15 protein-coding genes are annotated in these 18,777 nt (G+C 25.9%); 12 read left to right on the top strand and 3 right to left on the bottom strand.

The genetic code is table 11. The annotated features are described in order from the left end of the window. Nucleotides 1-53 precede the first annotated feature (53 nt). A complete protein-coding gene (locus tag AC4FQV_RS06640; RefSeq protein WP_491165155.1) occupies nucleotides 54-917 on the bottom strand; it encodes an AraC family transcriptional regulator in 864 nt (287 codons plus the stop codon). Between the two features lie 169 nt (nucleotides 918-1,086). Between AC4FQV_RS06640 and AC4FQV_RS06635 the strand changes: the two genes are divergently transcribed. The 11 genes from AC4FQV_RS06635 to AC4FQV_RS06585 all read left to right on the top strand — a co-directional run bounded on the left by AC4FQV_RS06635 (nucleotide 1,087) and on the right by AC4FQV_RS06585 (nucleotide 15,760). After that, nucleotides 1,087-2,355, top strand: a complete 1,269-nt coding sequence (locus AC4FQV_RS06635) for an ABC transporter substrate-binding protein (protein WP_491165154.1) — start codon at nucleotides 1,087-1,089, stop codon at nucleotides 2,353-2,355. Between the two features lie 69 nt (nucleotides 2,356-2,424). Beyond that, on the top strand, nucleotides 2,425-3,351 hold the full coding sequence (locus AC4FQV_RS06630; protein WP_491165153.1) for a carbohydrate ABC transporter permease: 927 nt from the start codon (nucleotides 2,425-2,427) through the stop codon (nucleotides 3,349-3,351). A 16-nt stretch (nucleotides 3,352-3,367) separates the two neighbouring features. Beyond that, entirely contained in the window at nucleotides 3,368-4,195 is an 828-nt protein-coding gene (locus AC4FQV_RS06625; RefSeq protein ID WP_491165152.1) for a carbohydrate ABC transporter permease, read from the top strand. Between the two features lie 39 nt (nucleotides 4,196-4,234). Next, entirely contained in the window at nucleotides 4,235-4,606 is a 372-nt protein-coding gene (locus AC4FQV_RS06620) for a hypothetical protein (protein ID WP_491165151.1), read from the top strand. 293 nt (nucleotides 4,607-4,899) lie between these two features. Further along, nucleotides 4,900-7,167 carry a family 16 glycosylhydrolase gene (locus AC4FQV_RS06615; RefSeq protein WP_491165150.1) on the top strand — a complete coding sequence of 756 codons (2,268 nt, stop codon included), beginning with the start codon at nucleotides 4,900-4,902 and terminating at the stop codon, nucleotides 7,165-7,167. A gap of 201 nt (nucleotides 7,168-7,368) precedes the next feature. Next, entirely contained in the window at nucleotides 7,369-7,950 is a 582-nt protein-coding gene (locus tag AC4FQV_RS06610) for a TetR/AcrR family transcriptional regulator (RefSeq protein WP_491165149.1), read from the top strand. A 331-nt stretch (nucleotides 7,951-8,281) separates the two neighbouring features. Next, nucleotides 8,282-10,075: an oleate hydratase gene (locus tag AC4FQV_RS06605; protein ID WP_491139663.1), complete on the top strand. Its 1,794-nt coding sequence runs from the start codon at nucleotides 8,282-8,284 to the stop codon at nucleotides 10,073-10,075. 317 nt (nucleotides 10,076-10,392) lie between these two features. Beyond that, the gene (locus tag AC4FQV_RS06600) at nucleotides 10,393-12,126 is read left to right on the top strand and encodes an ABC transporter ATP-binding protein (RefSeq protein WP_491139662.1); all 1,734 of its coding nucleotides are present in this window, start codon (nucleotides 10,393-10,395) and stop codon (nucleotides 12,124-12,126) included. Next, nucleotides 12,119-13,897 carry an ABC transporter ATP-binding protein gene (locus tag AC4FQV_RS06595; RefSeq protein ID WP_491165148.1) on the top strand — a complete coding sequence of 593 codons (1,779 nt, stop codon included), beginning with the start codon at nucleotides 12,119-12,121 and terminating at the stop codon, nucleotides 13,895-13,897. Before AC4FQV_RS06600 ends, AC4FQV_RS06595 begins: the two co-directional genes overlap by 8 nt. Nucleotides 13,898-14,223: 326 nt before the next feature. Further along, the gene (locus tag AC4FQV_RS06590; RefSeq protein ID WP_491165147.1) at nucleotides 14,224-15,249 is read left to right on the top strand and encodes a GH25 family lysozyme; all 1,026 of its coding nucleotides are present in this window, start codon (nucleotides 14,224-14,226) and stop codon (nucleotides 15,247-15,249) included. A gap of 112 nt (nucleotides 15,250-15,361) precedes the next feature. Further along, on the top strand, nucleotides 15,362-15,760 hold the full coding sequence (locus AC4FQV_RS06585; RefSeq protein WP_491139659.1) for a phage holin family protein: 399 nt from the start codon (nucleotides 15,362-15,364) through the stop codon (nucleotides 15,758-15,760). 68 nt (nucleotides 15,761-15,828) lie between these two features. Here AC4FQV_RS06585 and AC4FQV_RS06580 read toward each other — a convergent pair whose 3' ends face one another. Beyond that, on the bottom strand, nucleotides 15,829-16,704 hold the full coding sequence (locus tag AC4FQV_RS06580; protein ID WP_491165146.1) for a polysaccharide deacetylase family protein: 876 nt from the start codon (nucleotides 16,702-16,704) through the stop codon (nucleotides 15,829-15,831). A 359-nt stretch (nucleotides 16,705-17,063) separates the two neighbouring features. On the opposite strand from AC4FQV_RS06580, the gene AC4FQV_RS06575 reads away from it, so the two are divergent. Next, nucleotides 17,064-17,882, top strand: coding sequence for an SDR family NAD(P)-dependent oxidoreductase (locus AC4FQV_RS06575; protein ID WP_491139657.1), 819 nt, complete (start codon nucleotides 17,064-17,066; stop codon nucleotides 17,880-17,882). A 26-nt stretch (nucleotides 17,883-17,908) separates the two neighbouring features. Here the strand turns inward: AC4FQV_RS06575 and AC4FQV_RS06570 are convergent, their stop codons facing one another. Beyond that, complete coding sequence (locus AC4FQV_RS06570; RefSeq protein WP_491139655.1) at nucleotides 17,909-18,640, bottom strand: GntR family transcriptional regulator; 732 nt, start codon at nucleotides 18,638-18,640, stop codon at nucleotides 17,909-17,911. Nucleotides 18,641-18,777: the final 137 nt, after the last annotated feature.

The raw sequence follows: 18,777 nt of genomic DNA, 5'->3' as shown, positions 1-18,777 counted from the left end.
TTAAAATTTTATATTAAAACAATAATGTTTTGGATAAAATTAATAAATATTATCTAGATATTCTTATTATTTTCATAATAACTTATTCTCCATTTAGAAGGAGATAAATTTAAATTTTTTTTGAAAGCTACTGAAAAATTAAATTGATTAGAATAACCTAGTATTTCTGAAATTTGATTTATAGATAATCTTTTATCTTTTAACAAATTACATGCTTTCAACATTTTATATTTAATTAAAAATTCCTGAGGAGTTATATTCATATGATTTTTAAATAGCCTAGTAAAATATGATTTACTTAAATTACAGTGATTTGATATATCTTCTACTGAAATATTTTTATTATAATTTTTTTCTATAAAATTTAAAGCCTCTTTGATATATATTTCTTTTAAACAGTTTAAGTTTGTTATAGTATTATTTGCTGAATATTCTATTAAATTATTCATAAGAATGTAAAGGTGACCTATTAAAAATGAAGAATTTTTTTTGTTATTTTTAATTATTGTATTGATTTCTTCAATAATTTTATTTGAATCTGATTTTTCTTTAAGTTTAAATACAGGGGTTGATGGTGTTAATCCTGATTTCTCCATAAAAATTTTAGCTTTTATACCATTAAATTCAATCCATATATAAGTCCAAGGAGTGTTTTTATCAGCTTGATAAGAACAAATTTCATTAGGAGAAATTAAAAAACCTTCTTTTGCTGATATTTCATAAGATTTTTTTTCAAATGTTTTAGGATCCACACAAAAAAAATTTCCCTTTCCTGATATTACATAATGAAATAGGTAATTATTTTTTATTGTTGGTCCTATTGAGTGTAAAGATTCACATTTTTCATATCCAAATTGAATTAGTTTCAAATCAATATAATTTTCATTATTAAATACATAAGTTTCAAATTTATGCATATATTCCTCCAAAATATATATTTATTAATACAATATATATAAAAAATGTAAAAAAGTACAAATTTTAATATATTTTAGAGTAATAATAACATTTTTTAGTAAAGTTTTCAATGATAAAATTTATTTATAGCAATAAATATGCTTAAATATTTTTTTAGGGGGAAATAAAATGAAAAAGAGGTTTAAAATTATATCTCTTAGCCTATGTGCTTTATTTTTAGTTGGTTGTGGAAGCAATGTTAAAGAAGATTCAGCAAAATCAGATGAAGAACCTGTAACAATCTCTTATGCTATATGGGATTCAGGACAAGAAAAAGGAATACGTAAGATAGCAGATGAATTTGAAAGTAAGAATCCAGATACAAAAATTAATATTCAAGTAATAGGATGGAACGAATATTGGACAATGTTAGAAGCTGCTGCAACTGGAGGATCTTTGCCTGATACATTTTGGATGCATTCAAATGAGATTTATCGATATGGTTCAAATGAAATGTTATTAAATTTAAATGAATATATAGATAAAAGTGAACTGGTTAATTTAGAGAATTATCCAGAGGGATTGAATAAAATTTATAATATTAATGAAAATCAATATGCAATACCAAAAGATTTCGATACTATAGGATTATGGTATAACAAAAAGATGTTTGATGAAGCTAATATACCTTATCCAGACGAAACATGGAATTGGGATAAATTATATGATGTTGCTAAAAAATTAACAAAAGATGATGGAAGTCAATATGGAATATTAGCACCATTGCATAATCAAGAAGGATATTATAATTTTGTTTATCAAAATGGAGGTACTATAATAGATGACAATAAAAAATCAGGTTATGATAATCCTAAAACTATAGAAGCTATGGAATATTACTTTAATTTATCTAAAGAAGGATTATCTCCTAAGATTTTTAATGATAAAGAAAGAGCAGAAGCTTTACAAAATGGACAAGTTGCTATGGGGTTTTTTGGTTCTTGGAATTTGGCATCATTTTCAGAAAATGAATATATGAGTGAGAATTTTGATGTAACTGTACTACCTTCAGCAAATAATGGTAATAGAGCTACTATATTCAATGGCTTAGGTAATGCTATTTCAGCTAAAACAGAACATCCTGAAAAAGCATGGAAATGGGTAGAGTATTTAAGTTCAAAGGAAGGGCAAGAAAAACAAGGAGAATTAGGAGTGGCTATTCCTGCATATAATGGAGCAGCAGAAATCTGGGCAAAAAATAATAAAACTTTTAATACTAGTGCTTATGTAGAAATGTTAGATTATGCACAAATTAGACCATACTCTAATTCAACAGCTAAGTGGGAAGATAAAGCAACTGAAATATTGAAAAAAGCTTATCTTGGAGAAATGTCAGTTGAAGAAGCTTGTAAAGATACAGCTAAAATGATGAATGATTATTTAAGTCAAGAAAATTAAATTTAAAAAAACAATAGCGAATTTATAAATTAGCTATTGTTTTTTTATTGAATATAAGGAGAAATAATTATGGAACTTACAAAAAATAATTTATTTAAAAGACTTTTTGTTCCTAATAAGAGTAGAAAAGAGTGGATTTGGGGTTATTTTTTTATAGCTCCTACTATTATAGGTTTAATTATATTGAATATAATACCTATTTTTCAAGTTATAAAAATGAGTTTTTATAAAAGTGGTGATTTTGGTAGAAATGATATTTTTGTAGGATTTGAAAATTATATAAGATTATTAGGTGATGAGCAGGTTTGGCAAGCAACTATAAATACTCTAAAATATACGGTTTTTGTTGTACCATTAAATGTTGTTATTGCACTTATTTTAGCAACTATACTTAATAAGAAGATAAAAGGAAGAAATATTTATAGAACAATTTATTTTATTCCAATGGTAGCTACACCGGCTGCTATAACTATGGTCTGGAAATGGCTATATAATACAAATTTTGGCCTTATTAATTATTTACTTGGTAAAATAGGAATTTCTGAAATAGATTGGATAAATAATCCAAACATAGCTATATATTCAATAATAATTATTGGAATTTGGAGTACAGTGGGATATAGTATGGTTTTAATATTAGCTGGGCTTCAAGAAATACCAAAAGATTATTATGAGGCCGCAAGTATTGATGGTGCTAATTCTATTAAACAGTTTTTTAACATAACACTTCCGTTAGTTTCACCAACATTATTTTTTGTAATAGTAACTACTGTTATTCAATGTATGCAAGTGTTTGATGTTATTTATATGATGATAGATATAACAAGCCCTGCATATGAAAAAACAGTTTCACTTGTTTATTTATTTTATAATAATGCATTTAAGTATTCTGATAAAGGATATGGTTCAACAATCATAATATTATTATTAATTATTATTTTAATTTTTACATTTATTCAGATGAAACTACAAAAAAAATGGGTAAATTATATGTAAAGAAAGGATGAATATTATGCATACAAAAAAAATATCTAGAATATTTATTCATTTATTTTTAATAATTATAGCTATAATAATGATATTACCATTTGTTTGGATGGTGTTAACTTCATTTAAAACTGTAACAGAATCTACTCAAATGAATCCATTTGTTATTTTTCCAAGTAAATTAAGACTAGAAAATTATATAGATGTTATACAAGGAAATAATTTTTTTAGGTTATATGCAAATACATTTTTAATGATGATATTTAGAGTTCTTTGTTCAGTTTTATTTAGTGCTATGGCAGCGTATGCTTTTGCTAGACTAAAATTTCCAGGAAGAAATATTTTATTCGGATTAGTTTTATTTCAAATGATGATTCCAGCACAAGTTTTTGTAATTCCACAATATCTAATGATAGATCAAATAAATATGAGAAATACTATATTTGCATTGGTTTTTCCAGGTTTAGTAAGTGCTTTTGGGACATTTCTTTTAAGACAATTTTTTATTGGATTACCAAAGGAACTAGAAGAAGCAGCTTATTTAGATGGATGCAATATAGGACAAACTTTTTTTAAAGTAATGTTACCTTTAGCAAGATCAGGATTAATAGCTTTAAGTATATTTACAGCTTTATTTGCATTTAAAGATTTAATGTGGCCATTAATTGTAAATTCAAATACAGATGCAGCTACTTTATCATCTGCACTATCTAAAATACAGAGTGCTTATTCAGTAAATTATCCACAACTTATGGCAGCATCAGTATTAGCAATATGGCCTATGTTATTAATTTATGTTATATTCCAAAAACAATTTATAGAAGGAATAGCAACTTCAGGTGGAAAACTTTAAGTTTTAATTTATGTGAAAAATTATGTAGAGGAGTAGTATATGAGTTTTCGATTATATTTAAAAAAAGTATTTGCAATCTTTATTCTATTTATTTTAATATTTATGAATTTATTTAACTGCTTTAATGAGATAGTATTAGCTAAAAATAATGAATATATTATTACTAACATATTAAATGGATTAATTCCTACTACTAATAGCAAACATATGATTGATAGTGGAGATTTTACTATACCACAAGTATCAATATTAAACCCTAATTTAGCAACTGATGGAGATAATCTATCTAGTAATGATGATAATTTAAATACTAAAGTTATAGTTGGTAATGAAACTGGGGAAGTAGATAATGGATATAGTAAATGGGATGATGTTTTTTACAATATGACTTTGGAAAAATTTATTCAGTAAAGGAAATTAAGATTTATAGAAATACTTATGATGATGCAATATCAACATTTAAAGATGTAAAAGTTGAATTATCAACTAGTCCTAATTTTGAGGAAGACAAAACTCATGTAGTATTTGAAAAACAAGATATTATTGAGAATATAAATGATAAAGGAAAACCTCAAGTTATAAATTTAGATACACTTATTGATGCTCAATATATAAGAATATGGGGAAAGGGACATTACATTGAAAATATTAATAGTTCATGGAAAGGATATAGCAATGGTAACCTTTATAATGAAATAGAAGTTATGGCTAATGTTCCTAAACAAGAAATTCCAGAACAACCTGATAATATTGAACCTATAAATTTATCCTCTGGAAAATTACCATATGTATATGGTTTGGAGCCGAGTAATATTCAAGCAATTACAGATAATAAATTAGATAATAATTATGCTATTCACAATACTGAAGGAGAAAATTGGTTGCAATTTGAATATAAAAATATATACACTATTAATAATATAAATTTTAAATTAGAACCAGGAAAATATAATTTAGTTAAGGTATTAATTTCTAATTCTCCTAATAGTGGATTTAGAGAAGTATTTAGCAAGAAGAATTGGATACATGATGATGAGCTAGAAGTAGTAAATTTACCTTATAATACGAAAGCAAGATATATACGTTTTATAGTTGATAAAGATGGTAAAAGTAAAACTAAATACTCAGAGATTGAGATATGGGGTTCAGGAGATAATTATGATGAAAGTAAAGATGAATATATAGAACCTACATCTAAGTATAATAAATTAGTTTGGAGTGATGAATTTAATGGTGAAAAAATTGATGAAAGTAAATGGACTATAATAGATGGTATGGTTAATCATGGGGCTATATATAATAGAGGAGCTGTAAGTATAAAAAAGGATGGTGAAGAGAGCTATTTATCTATTAATACTAAAAATTTTAACAGTACAGATGAATTAATTAAAGCAGTAGGAGTTGATAATTATTTAGGTCAAACTATAAATAGAGAGAAGGTTACTTGGTCATCAGGAAGAGTTGAGTCGAAAAATAAATTTTCATTCCAATTTGGTAGAATGGCAGTAAGAGCAAAGGTAAATGATTCTCAAGGAATATGGCCAGCTATATGGATGTTAGCTCAAGATGAAACAGGACATGATGAAATAGATGTTTTAGAGTACTTGGGACAGGATCCATGGGGGGCTTGGACTACTAATCATTTTGGTATATTAGGAAAAAATAAAGGTTCTGATGGAGTAAAAAATATTAACTATGAAGCTTGGAGTCAAGATTTCCATGTTTTTGAAGTGGAGTGGGATCCAAATTTTATAAAATGGTATATAGATGGTAAAATGGTTTTTAAAAGTGATAAGGCAAAAGATGATGGAAGAGATGGTATGCACAATAGACCTATGTTTCCTATATTAGAAACACAAGTTGGAGATGGTTGGGTTGGAGATGTGGATTATAATAAACAAAATACCAAGCAAGATTCAGAGTATTTAATTGATTGGATTAGAATATATCAAATGCCTAATCAAGAATATGTAAAGTTTGATGATTTGAAAGATATAAATAATAAAAAAAGTAGTAATTATGAAATAAGTCCTTATTCTCATACAAATAATTTTATGGTTTTAACAGATGGGATTTCAAATGAAGAAAATAAGGATAATTTTTATTATGGTGGACAGCCTAGATTAGAAAATAGTCGCTTAGCACTTGGAAATGGTCAAGAAAATGGTTCTATAATTTATAATATACCTAATGTAAAGGATGTACATTTAACTACTTATTATCAAACTATTGAAGATAAAATGACATGGAATGAAAGTGCAAATTCATATGAAGGATATTCTATTAGATCTTCATTAATAGATGGAGATATAGATTTCAAAATATTTACATCAAAAGATGGAGAGAATTGGAATGAGTTTGATAATGTAAAAATTGTTGACAATTTCATTGAAAAACATCCAGGTTATGCTAGAACTACATTTGATGCTTATAATCTGCCTAAAGATACTAAATTTTTAAAAATAGATTTTCCAGAATATAAAGATAAAAAATATATATTAAATAATGGAGAGGAGAAGTATATAAAAAATACTGATATTCAGTTAGCTAAAGTAACTTTTTTAATTAATAATAAAATAGAAAAAATAAATACAGTTCCTAATATAAAAGCAGATGATAAAGTTATTTATTGTGGTAATGAATTTGATCCATTAGAAGGTGTTATAGCTTACGATAAAGAAGATGGAAATATTTCTATTACAGATAAAAATATAATATCAAATAACTTAGATATTAATGTTCCAGGAATATATTATATTACTTATCAAGTAGTTGATAGTAATGGAGCATCTATTACAAAAAAAATTAGTGTTACAGTAAAAGAAAAAGAAATAGATTCTGAAAATAATAAACCAGATGACAATTCAAATCAAAATAATAAACCGGATGAATTGCCTCAAACTGGATATAAAGGTGGATTGTTTTTTCTAGGATTAAGTATTTCTATATTAGGTTTTTATTTAAAAAAGTAAATTTATAAAATACTCTTTAAAGAACTTTTTATAAGGTCTTTAAAGAGTATTTTTTATTATTAAATACTTATTTTATAAATAGTAACATTAGTAAGAGAGAAATTTGATATAATTTCTTTATAATAATTTATATAAGTTAAATAAAAATATATAAAGTTAATGGTATAATTTATTAATAAAAAAACAAAGGGGGAGATTCATTTGGCCCAGCAATATACTAAGAAACTTATACGTAGCGTATTTATAGAACTGTTAAATGAAAAACCTTTAAATAAAATAACTGTAAAGGATATAGCTAATTCTTGTGGAATTAATAGAAATACTTTTTATTATTATTATTCAGATATATATGCTCTTTTATCTGAAATTTTTCAGACAGAGCTTAAGAGTATTATAAGTGAATATAATGATACTATGTCATGGGAAGAAAGTTTTGTTCTTGCTACAAGATTTGCATTAGGAAATAAAAAATTAATATATAATATTTATAATTCAATGCAAAGAGAAGAATTAGTAAATTACATATATAGTGTTTCTGGAAATATGATGGAGAGGTATGTAAATAAAGTAAGTCAAGGGATAAAGGCTTCAAAATATGATATGAAGTTAATAGCTGTATTTTATCAATGTGCTCTTACGGAAATGGTTATTAGATGGATTTCTTCAGGGATGAAAGAGGACCCAGAAGAAATAATAAGAAGGATAGGAAAATTATTTGATGGGAATATAAAATTATCTCTTGAAAGAAGTGAAAAATTAGAAAATATGGAAAAAAATAATTGATAAAACAGTAAATTTTATATAAGAAAATTAATTGATTTAAAAGAAAAAAGCGATTTTAAAATAACTTTATTATTTATTTAGACAAATATTATTATATAACTAAATTTTAGTCATTTTCATGTATGTGTTATAACTTTTAACACTATAATTATTTATCTAATGAAAGATAATATAAAAGGTTATATTATAGAATAAAAGGAAATTAAATCTATTTAGCCTTAGTATTAAAATTTTTAATTTAAAGAAGTTTAAAGTTATAAAAAGGGTAATTTAAGGTGATAATATTTCTTTTAAGACATTATACATAGTTTTAAGAAAGAAGGGGATTTTAATGAAACTTAAAACACATGATGAAAGACTTACATTAACAAACGGAAGCTATCATGCATTAGTTCATGCTAGAAAGCCTTATGGAATTGATGATAAAAAGGCTTATTTAATAGGAACAGGAATAGGCGCTTTAGCTGCAGGATGTTTCTTAATTAGAGATGCACATATGGATGGAAGCAAAATAACATTTTTTGAACAGTTAGAAATACCAGGTGGTTCATTAGATGGAGAATATATTCAAAATATAGGGTATGTTGCTCGTGGAGGTCGTGAACTTGGACATCACTTTGAAGTTTTATGGGGACTATTTAGCTCATTACCTTCTACAGAAGACCCAAACATGACAGTTTTAGATCATTTATTCTATACAAACTATGATGATCCAAACTATAGTAATTGTCGTATAACTCATAATAATGGAGAAAGATATGATGATGCGAAGTTTAATTTAGGACAAGACTTAGCTAAGGAATTAGCAGAATTTGTTCTTATACCTGATGAAGAACTTCAAAATAAAACTATAGAAGAAGTATTTTCTCAAGAACTTTTAAGTACAGATTTCTGGACTTTATGGAGAACAATGTTTGCCTTTGAAAACTGGCATAGTGCTTTAGAGATGAAATTATATATGAATAGATTCATACACCATGTTGGAGGACTACCAACTCTTTCAGCACTACAATTTTCAAGACATGACCAATTTACATCTTTTGTTAAGCCAATGGTTAAGTATTTAAAAGACCATGGAGCTAAATTTGAATATGGTGTTCATGTTGAAAATGTTGAAATTGAAATAACTGAAAATAAAAAAGTAGCTAAAAAAATAATAGCAAAAGATAAATATGGAAATGACATATCTGTAGATTTAACAGAAGAGGATTTAGTATTCATAACAAATGGTTCAATGACAGAGGGTTCTGGATATGGTGATGATAATACTCCTGCACCATTTAACAAAGAACCTAAAGGTTGTTGGGAATTATGGAGAAATATCGCAAAACAATCTGATGAGTTTGGACATCCAGATAAGTTCTGTACTGACACAGAAAAATCAAATTGGGAGTCTTGTACAATAACTTGTCATGATGAGCGTGTACCAAGATATATTGAAAAAATAACTAAACGTTCTCCTTATGGTGGAAGAACAGTAACAGGTGGTATAGTAACAGCTATGGACTCTTCATGGCTTATGAGCTGGACTATAAACCGTCAAGAGCAATATTATGGACAACCAAAGAAAGATATAGTTGTTTGGGTATATGGATTATTTACAGATGTAAATGGAGATTACATTAAAAAGCCTATGAGAGATTGTACAGGTAAGGAAATTACTAAAGAGTGGCTATTCCATATAGGAGTTCCTACTGATGAAATTGAAGAACTTTCAAAATCTTGTACAGCAGTACCTGTAATGATGCCATTTATAACATCACAATTTATGCCTCGTGAATTTGGTGATAGACCTTATGTTGTTCCAAAACATTCAGTTAACTTTGCATTCCTTGGTCAATTTGCAGAAACTTTAGATGACCCAGGAAGAGATACTGTATTTACTATAGAATATTCAGGACGTACAGCTATGGAAGCCGTTTATGTTTTAACTGGAGTTGAAAAAGGTGTACCTGAAGTATTTGCTTCAAGATATGATATTCGTTATTTATTAAATGCAATGGTAGCTTTATTAGATGGTGAAAAACCAGATATTCATATACCTTTCTTATTAAAGAAAAAATTAATGAAACAAATATCTGGAACTGATATAGAAAAAATGTTAAAAGAGTATGGATTAATTTAAATACTATAAATACTTTAATACCTAGATTATATTACTTAAATTTTAAATAGTATAAATTTTTCTTAGAATAAAATAGATTAAGCTAAGGGATTTAAATAAAATCTAATTTAGCTTATCTATTTTATTTTTTTGTTTTTTGGAGAGAATAAAATTTTGAAAATTAATATATATTAAAAGCTTTGTATATTATATTTAATAAAGCATATTTAGCTTTAGATTAAAGGGATAAGCCTTAAAATGATATTTAGCATAAGTGATTAAATTTGGTATAATTAGTAATTAAATGAGTTTTAAAAGAAAGGAAGTGAATTATAATTATGAAACTAATACTTAGTTATTTAAAAAACTATAAAGGATTGCTTATTCTAAATTTTATATCTGTTTTTGGTTTTGCTTTAGTAGAACTAGGAATACCAACAATTATGGCTAAGATTATAGATATAGGAATAATAAGAGAAGATATAAATTACATTAAGAGTATGGGAATTTTAATAGTTGTTATATCTATTATAGGTGTTATGGGAACTATTTTACTTGGGTATTGTTCTTCAAAAATATCAACAGGAATAACTAGAGATATAAGAAATGATATATTTAAAAAGGCTCAAGAGTTTTCTCATACAGAATATAATAACTTTGGAGTATCTTCTATGATAACAAGAACTACAAATGACCCCTTTGTTATTTTACAGTTTACTAATACTCTTTTAAGGTTAGCTTTAATAACTCCTATTATGTTTATTATAAGTTTATTTATGATATTAAAAACAAGTCTTTCTCTTTCACTAATATTAGCCTTTGTTATTCCTTTAATTATAATTGGTGTTATAATTATTGCTAAAATTTCAGAGCCTTTATCTGAAAAATTACAAAAAAATTTAGATAAATTAAATAGAATATCTAGAGAAAATTTAACAGGAATAAGAGTCATAAGAGCCTTTGGCAATGAAAAATATGAGGAAGAAAGATTTAATAAAACAAATAATTCTTATGCTAGAATTGCTAAAAAATTAAATAAGCTTATGGGAGTAGCTCAACCTCTTTTCTTTTTTCTACTTAATATAGCGATTATAGTTATATTTTTAGTATCTAGTAATATGATAAGTGATAAAACTCTTCAAGTTGGTCAGTTAGTGGCTTTTATTGAATATTTATTTCATGCAATGTTTTCAATAATGTTATTTTCTATGGTTTTTGTAATGTACCCAAAAGCACAAGTATCTGCAAATAGAATTAGGGAAGTATTAAATACAGAGCCTATAATAAAAAATCCTAAAAATGGAGTTAAAAAGGTTGAAAATAAAGGTACTATAGAGTTTGAAAATGTATCTTTTACCTATCCAAATGGGGAAGAACCTGTTATTAAAGATGTATCTTTTAAGGGAGAAAGAGGAGAAGTTATTGCTTTTATAGGAAGTACAGGAAGTGGCAAAAGTACACTTATAAATTTAATACCAAGGTTTTATGATGTTACTAAGGGAAGCATAAAAATAGATGGAGTAGATGTAAGAGATTATGATTTAAAATATTTGAGAGAAAAGATAGGATTTATTCCACAAAAAACTCTTTTATTTACAGGAAGTATATCTAGTAATATAAAATTTGGGAAAAAAGATGCTAAAGATAAAGAAGTTGAAGAGTCAGCTAAAATAGCACAAGCTTATGAATTTATTTCAAATAAGCCTAAGAAGTTTGATGAAATTATAACAGAAGGTGGTTCAAATGTTTCAGGAGGGCAAAAGCAAAGACTTTCAATAGCTAGGGCAGTAGTTAGAAAACCAGATATATATATTTTTGATGATAGTTTCTCAGCTTTAGATTTTAAAACAGATGCTATTTTAAGAAAAGAATTAAAGGAAGAAACAAGAGATTCTATTGTATTAATTGTTGCCCAGAGAATAAGTTCTATAATGGATGCTAACAAAATTATAGTGTTAAATGAAGGAGAAGTTGTTGGAGCTGGTACACATAAAGAATTAATAAAAAATTGTCCTATATATTATGAAATAGCTACATCACAACTTACAGAGGAGGAATTAAAAGATGAATAATTTAAAATTAGTATTAAAAAAGATTTCTCCCTTTGTTTTTAGATATAAGTGGTCTTTTTTAGGTGCAATTTTATTTATAATTTTTTCTGCTATCTTTGCAGCTGTAGCTCCAGTAACAGAAGGGTTGATAATAACTCAATTAACTAAAGACTTTGAAGAAATTATAAAGGGAGTTACTGGCGCTACAGTTAATTTTAATTATATCTTAAAGGTATTAGTAGTACTATTTATGGTATATACCCTTGGAACTTTATCTAATATTATATCTAGTTTTTTATTAACTAATGCAATTCAAAATACTATGAGAAACCTTAGAAGTGAGGTTGAAAAAAAGATAAATAGACTTCCTATAAAATACTTTGATTCTAATAGTTATGGAGATGTTTTAAGTAGAATTACTAATGATGTAGATACTATTTCTAATGCATTACAACAGAGTTTTGTTCAAGTAATAAATGCTTTTTTATCTGTAGGGTTAGCTTTAATAATGATGTATTCTATAAATTTTAAATTAGCATTAATTGCAACATTAATAATTCCTTTAAGTATTTTAATTACAAAAATAATAGTATCTAAATCTCAAAGGTTATTTAATAATCAACAAAAAGCTTTAGGAAATCTTAATGGAAAAGTTCAAGAAATGTATACAGGCTTTAATGAATTAAAGTTATATGGAAAGGAAGAAGATTCTTTAAAGGAGTTTATAAAGGTAAATGAGGAATTAAGAGAAACAGGTTTTAAAGCACAGTTTATATCTAGCATAATGTCTCCTTTAATAAGCCTTATTACTTATCTAGGGATAGCTATAATAGGAGTTTTAGGTGCAATAATGTCTATAAGGGGTGTAATAACTGTTGGTAATCTTCAAGCCTTTGTACGTTATATATGGCAAATAAACCAACCCTTATCTCAAGTAACCCAATTATCTTCAGCTATACAATCAGCCTTTGCAGCAGCTAATAGAGTTTTTGAATTTTTAGAGGAGAAGGAAGAAGTAAAAGATTTAGAAAATCCTATAAAAATAAAAGAGCCAAAGGGAAATGTTAGTTTTGAGCATGTTAAATTTTCATACAATGAGGATAAAAATCTTATAAAAGATTTAAGTTTAGATGTTAAAAGTGGTCAAATGGTTGCTATTGTTGGTAAGACAGGAGCTGGAAAGACTACTCTTATAAATCTTTTGATGAGATTTTATGATGTTAAAGAGGGCTCAATTAAAATAGATGGAGTAGACATTAGAGAGATGAAGCGTGAAGATTTAAGAAGTTTATTTGGAATGGTTCTTCAAGATACATGGCTATTTAAGGGAACAATCTATGATAATATTAGGTATGGTAGATTTGATGCTACTAAAGAAGAAGTAATTGAAGCCGCTAAGATTGCTAATGTTCATCACTTTATAAAAACCTTACCAGAAGGGTATAATATGGTTCTAAATGAAGAAGCATCAAATGTATCTCAAGGAGAAAAACAACTTTTAACTATAGCTAGGGCGATTTTGAAAAATCCAACTATATTAATCTTAGATGAAGCTACAAGTTCAGTTGATACTAGACTTGAAATTTTAATTCAAAAAGCTATGAAAAATATAATGAAAAATAGAACTAGTTTTGTTATAGCACATAGACTTTCTACAATCAGAAATGCTGATTTAATATTAGTAATGAATGATGGAAATATAATTGAACAGGGAACCCATGAAGAATTAATAAAAAAAGGTGGCTATTATGAAAGTCTTTATAATAGTCAATTTGTAAATAAAGAAAAATAATTTAATATTACAAAAAGAGCAATCTAAATTAGATTGCTCTTTTTAAGTATTTAATGAATTATTGTGTTTTTTAATTAATATTATTTAAGTTTTGGATTAAATCCAATCTTAAGTATATATTAGGGGATTTTTATAATTGATTTGTTAAAATTAAATTGTATAAAATTATTTTAAGGTTTTTTTATTATAAAGTCAAATAATTTTTTAAAAAAAATTAATATAAATTTAAAAGTCAATTTAAAAAAATAAAATTAAAAGTTATGTAGCTTTAATATATAGATTGCATAAAATGTAATATAAAAATATACAAAAGAGGAAGGATATTTATGGAAGAAAGAAATAGTAAAAATTTAAAAGGTATTGATGTTTCAAATTGGCAAAGAGATATAGATTTTAAAAAAGTTAAAAGTCAAGGTTTTGAGATAGTTTATATAAAGGCTACAGAGGGGGATTACTTTAGAGATTCATATGCTAAGCAAAATTATGAAAGAGCAAAAAAGGAAGGCTTTAAAATAGGATTTTATCATTTTTTTAAACCAAATAAAGGAGCTAAAAAGCAAGCAAAATATTTTATAGATTATTTAAATTATATAGGTGCTACTGAATATGAGGGGAAATTAGCCTTAGATATTGAAGTATCAGATGGTAAAAGTCCTTATGAATTAACTAATTTATGTATTGAGTTTTTAGAAGAAGTTAAAAGATTAAGTGGAAGAGAAGTTGTTGTTTACACATATACAAGTTTTGCTAATAATAATTTAGATAAAAGATTAGGAATATATCCTCTTTGGATTGCTGAATATGGAGTTAAAAAGCCTAAAGATAATAAAATTTGGGATAGGTGGATTGGATTTCAATATTCAAGTAGAGGAAATGTTTTAGGAGTATCAGGTTTTTGTGATTTAAATGAACTTAAAAGTGAAATATTAGATGGAAAAATTAAATTTAAACTTTATAATGGTACAACAAAAGGAGTATCCACATATTTAAATATAAGAGAAAAAGCAAGTTTAAATTCAAAGATTATAGGAAGAATACCCGCTAAAGGAGAATTTATTATAAAAAAATATAAAGAGGGTTCAATCTGGTGTCTTATTGAGTATAAAAATATTATAGGATATGTAAGTGAGAAATATGTAAGAAAATTTCAAGAGGCAACAACTAAGAATGTAAAAGATATATTAAATGTGTATGAAAAAGCAAATATACAATCTAATATAGTTGCATTTTTAGAAAATGGAGAGGTTTTTAGAATAGATTGGGTAGATTCTAGATATTTAGGATGGTATAGAATAACAAATAAAGAAGGAAAAAGTGGATTTGTTCAATCAAAGTTTGTTGAAAAAATATAGGATAATATTCCCTTGTTTTATAAATTTATTTATATTTTAAAGAATAGAAAAGAAGTATTAAGAGTATATATTTATAGAAAATTTATTAATAGATTTAAGGAGTATTGTTCTTATGGAGAGTATAATAGTTGGTATTAAGTTAGGGGTTGTATTCCTAGGAACCTTATTCACTTGGATATTTGGTGCTTGGGATATGCCAATAATAACTTTATTAGTATTTATTTTTTTAGATTATTTAACTGGCGTATTAAAAAGTGGTAAAAGCAATCAATTGTGTTCAAAGGCTGGATTAAGAGGAATAACTAAAAAAGGTTTAATTTTAGTTGTACTTTTGGTTGCAGTAATGTTAGATAGACTTTTAGAAAATGGAACATGGATGTTTAGGACTTTAATAGCCTATTTTTATATATCTAATGAGGGAATAAGCATATTAGAAAATTGTGCAGAGTTAGGAGTACCTATACCAGAATTTTTAAGACAGGCTTTAAAACAATTAGATAAAAAAGAATAGCTTTAAAATAATTTAAAATTTTTATGTGTAAATTGTATTAGGTAGCTTAAAAGCTACCTAATTTATTTTTAATTTCCTTTTAATCTACTTTCAAATTTTTCTATAGAATCATTGTTACTAACATAAATTCTGTCTATATTAAAATCGTTATCTTTTCTATCAGCAAAATCACCACTTAAATTAAAGCCTAGTTTATATCCAGCCTTTTCAGCAGCTATTCTTGTTTCATCATTATATCTTCCAAAAGGATATGCCACAAAATCAACAGGTTTACCAGTTATTTTTTCTAAGTTTTCCTTTGAACTTTTAAAGGTTTCTATTTGTTTATTTTCATCTAAGGTAGATAAATCATCATGTTTAAAAGTATGGCTTTCTATTTCTATACCATTATCAGACATTTCCTTTAATTCATCAGCTGTCATATAATCCTTTGCACCTACATAATTTGATATTACAAAAATAGTAGCTGGGAAATTAAATTCTTTTAGTATAGGATAAGCATAATCGTAATTTCCTTCATAGCCATCATCTATAGTTATTACTACAGGTTTTTCTGGTATTGGTTTTTTATTTTTTAAATAATCATAAAGTTCATCTAAAGTTATAGGTGTGTAATTATTATCTTTTAAGTATTTAAGTTGCTCTTTAAATTTTTGAGGATTTACTAAAAGTTCATTATTATTTGGATTATTTGGTGTTACATCATGATAACATAAAACAGGAATATTTATATCCTTAGTAGTAGTTTTTATTCCTTCAAATCTATCTTTATTTTTTTCAGATTCTGTAGAATTAATATTAGATTTTTCAGTACTATTATCTACGGTAACCTTTTCTTTTTCTAAATTCTTTTCATTTTTAGTATTACATCCTATAAAAGAGGAACTTATTACAAGAGTAAGGGTAAGTCCTATTAAAAATCTTTTGTTTCTTAAAAGTTTCATATTGTATTCTCCTTATAAATTAAAATTTACTTACAGTAACTTATTATATCATTAAAGGTAAATTTTAGGGTGTTATTTTGCGAATATTGTCCTCTAAAAAATAAATATTAAAAATTTATTATTTGTATAAATTTAATAAATATTCTCATATGTGAGAATTTTAATATTAACTTATTAAAAAAGATATGCACTATGGCAAATATTTTGTTGAAATTTGCTGAATATTCAGTAAATAATGTATTTTTAAGGTGTTGACATAGGTTTTTTAAAGGTATATATTACTTAATAACCTAGGGGATTAATAGAAAATGGAGGTGAAAATATTATAAAATATTTCGTATATTTTATAATAGAAATTTATGTGTGAAATAATAAAAGATAGATTTAAAGACAAAGTAATGGTTATAACAGGAGCTGCTGGTGGTATAGGAAAAGCTGCTGCTATAAGAGCTGCTAAAGAAGGTGCTAAATTAGTTTTAGCTGATAGAAAAGAAGAAATGAGTAAAGAAACTTTAAAAGAAATAAAAGAAATAACACCTGATGTTGAATTTATAATAGGTGATTTAAAAGATAGAGATGTTTGTAAAAAAGTTATAGATACTGCTATTGAAAAATTTGGTGCTTTAGACATATTAATAAATAATGCAGGTATTACAGGAACACCTGCACCAGTACATGAAATGAGTGAAGAAATGTTTAGAAATGTTTTAGATTGTAACATAATGATAGCATTCTATTGCTCACACTATGGAATAAGAGAAATGATTAAACAAAATAGAGGTGGAGCTATTGTTAACATTTCATCAGTAGCTGGTTTAACAGGATTCCCAGGACACTGTGCTTATGTAACTTCTAAACATGGTTTAAATGGATTAACTAGAAATATGGCTTTAGACTATGCTAAATATGGAATAAGAGTAAATGCAGTAAACCCAGGAACAACTGAAACTCCAATGTACTATGAAGCTTTAGAGTTCTTAAAGAACAAGAGAGAAGCTGCTAAAAAAGCTGGAGTTAAAGATGATGAAGGAATCGTATCAGGAAAAGTTGATTCACCTCAAAAGAGAGTTGCAAAACCAGAAGAGGTTTCAAATGCAATATTATTCTTAGCTTCAGAAGAAGCAAGCAATATAACAGGAATATTTATGCCAGTAGATGGTGGATTTACAGCATATTAAAATATAAAAATAAACCCTATGAAATGTTATTTCATAGGGTTTATTTTTATAGTACTATGTTTCATAGGAAGATAATGTTTATTAAAAATTATTGGAATTTCTGAATCAAAATATATAGCTTCTTCTATTAAATAAAAATGACTTTCTCCATGAATTGGATGACGTTTAGTTACAAAATTCCCTGAAGTTGTGAATTTTATAGTACTTTTGATTTTTGAACATTCCTTATAGCATCTTTCTTCTATAAAATTTAATAAGTTTTCTTTTTTAGATAAATCTATATTGAATTTTGATATTCCTTCAATTGATATTATTGTGTATGAATATGCTAAGGCAAGAGTATCTTCTAAATACCATCTATCTATACAAACAGTAGCAACAGAATTTTCTCCTAAAATTTTTTTATAATAATCTGAAGGAGGGTCTATTTTAAAGTCTATTTCAATATTATTAGTAGTAACATCTAAGCATTTAAATATAGGATGTCCTATTTTTTCTAATCCAGTTTTATTTTCTTTATTTTCTTTTGTTATAAAGTTTCCTTTACCTCTTATATTTTTTATAAGACCATCATCTTGTAAAAGGGCTAAAGCTTGTCTTAATGTACTTCTGCTAACACCTAAAGTTTTTGCAAGTTTAGGTTCAGAAGGTAGCCTACTGTTTTCTGGAAAAGTTCCTTCTTTAATCATTTTAAAGAGTTTATCATATACAGTAACGTATAGTAATTCTTTAGTCTTACTTACAGTTAATATTTCCATTTAAATCACCTTTCTAAAGTAGACAAGTTTCATACAAGTTAATAACAAAAAATAGTATTTATATAAATTATAAGAGATTTTATACAAATAACCAATAAATAATTTAAAAAATTTTCTGTAAACGTTTGATAAATTTT

The sequence above is a fragment of the Clostridium sp. TJA038 genome, assembly GCF_058310255.1.
This window is presented reverse-complemented; position numbering and strand designations above follow the sequence as displayed.

Coding starts and splice junctions, on each gene's coding strand:
- AC4FQV_RS06640 (WP_491165155.1), bottom strand. CDS start 917: ATGCATAAATTTGAAACTTATGTATTTAATAATGAAAATTATATTGAT.
- AC4FQV_RS06635 (WP_491165154.1), top strand. CDS start 1,087: ATGAAAAAGAGGTTTAAAATTATATCTCTTAGCCTATGTGCTTTATTT.
- AC4FQV_RS06630 (WP_491165153.1), top strand. CDS start 2,425: ATGGAACTTACAAAAAATAATTTATTTAAAAGACTTTTTGTTCCTAAT.
- AC4FQV_RS06625 (WP_491165152.1), top strand. CDS start 3,368: ATGCATACAAAAAAAATATCTAGAATATTTATTCATTTATTTTTAATA.
- AC4FQV_RS06620 (WP_491165151.1), top strand. CDS start 4,235: ATGAGTTTTCGATTATATTTAAAAAAAGTATTTGCAATCTTTATTCTA.
- AC4FQV_RS06615 (WP_491165150.1), top strand. CDS start 4,900: ATGGCTAATGTTCCTAAACAAGAAATTCCAGAACAACCTGATAATATT.
- AC4FQV_RS06605 (WP_491139663.1), top strand. CDS start 8,282: ATGAAACTTAAAACACATGATGAAAGACTTACATTAACAAACGGAAGC.
- AC4FQV_RS06600 (WP_491139662.1), top strand. CDS start 10,393: ATGAAACTAATACTTAGTTATTTAAAAAACTATAAAGGATTGCTTATT.
- AC4FQV_RS06595 (WP_491165148.1), top strand. CDS start 12,119: ATGAATAATTTAAAATTAGTATTAAAAAAGATTTCTCCCTTTGTTTTT.
- AC4FQV_RS06590 (WP_491165147.1), top strand. CDS start 14,224: ATGGAAGAAAGAAATAGTAAAAATTTAAAAGGTATTGATGTTTCAAAT.
- AC4FQV_RS06585 (WP_491139659.1), top strand. CDS start 15,362: ATGGAGAGTATAATAGTTGGTATTAAGTTAGGGGTTGTATTCCTAGGA.
- AC4FQV_RS06580 (WP_491165146.1), bottom strand. CDS start 16,704: ATGAAACTTTTAAGAAACAAAAGATTTTTAATAGGACTTACCCTTACT.
- AC4FQV_RS06575 (WP_491139657.1), top strand. CDS start 17,064: ATGTGTGAAATAATAAAAGATAGATTTAAAGACAAAGTAATGGTTATA.
- AC4FQV_RS06570 (WP_491139655.1), bottom strand. CDS start 18,640: ATGGAAATATTAACTGTAAGTAAGACTAAAGAATTACTATACGTTACT.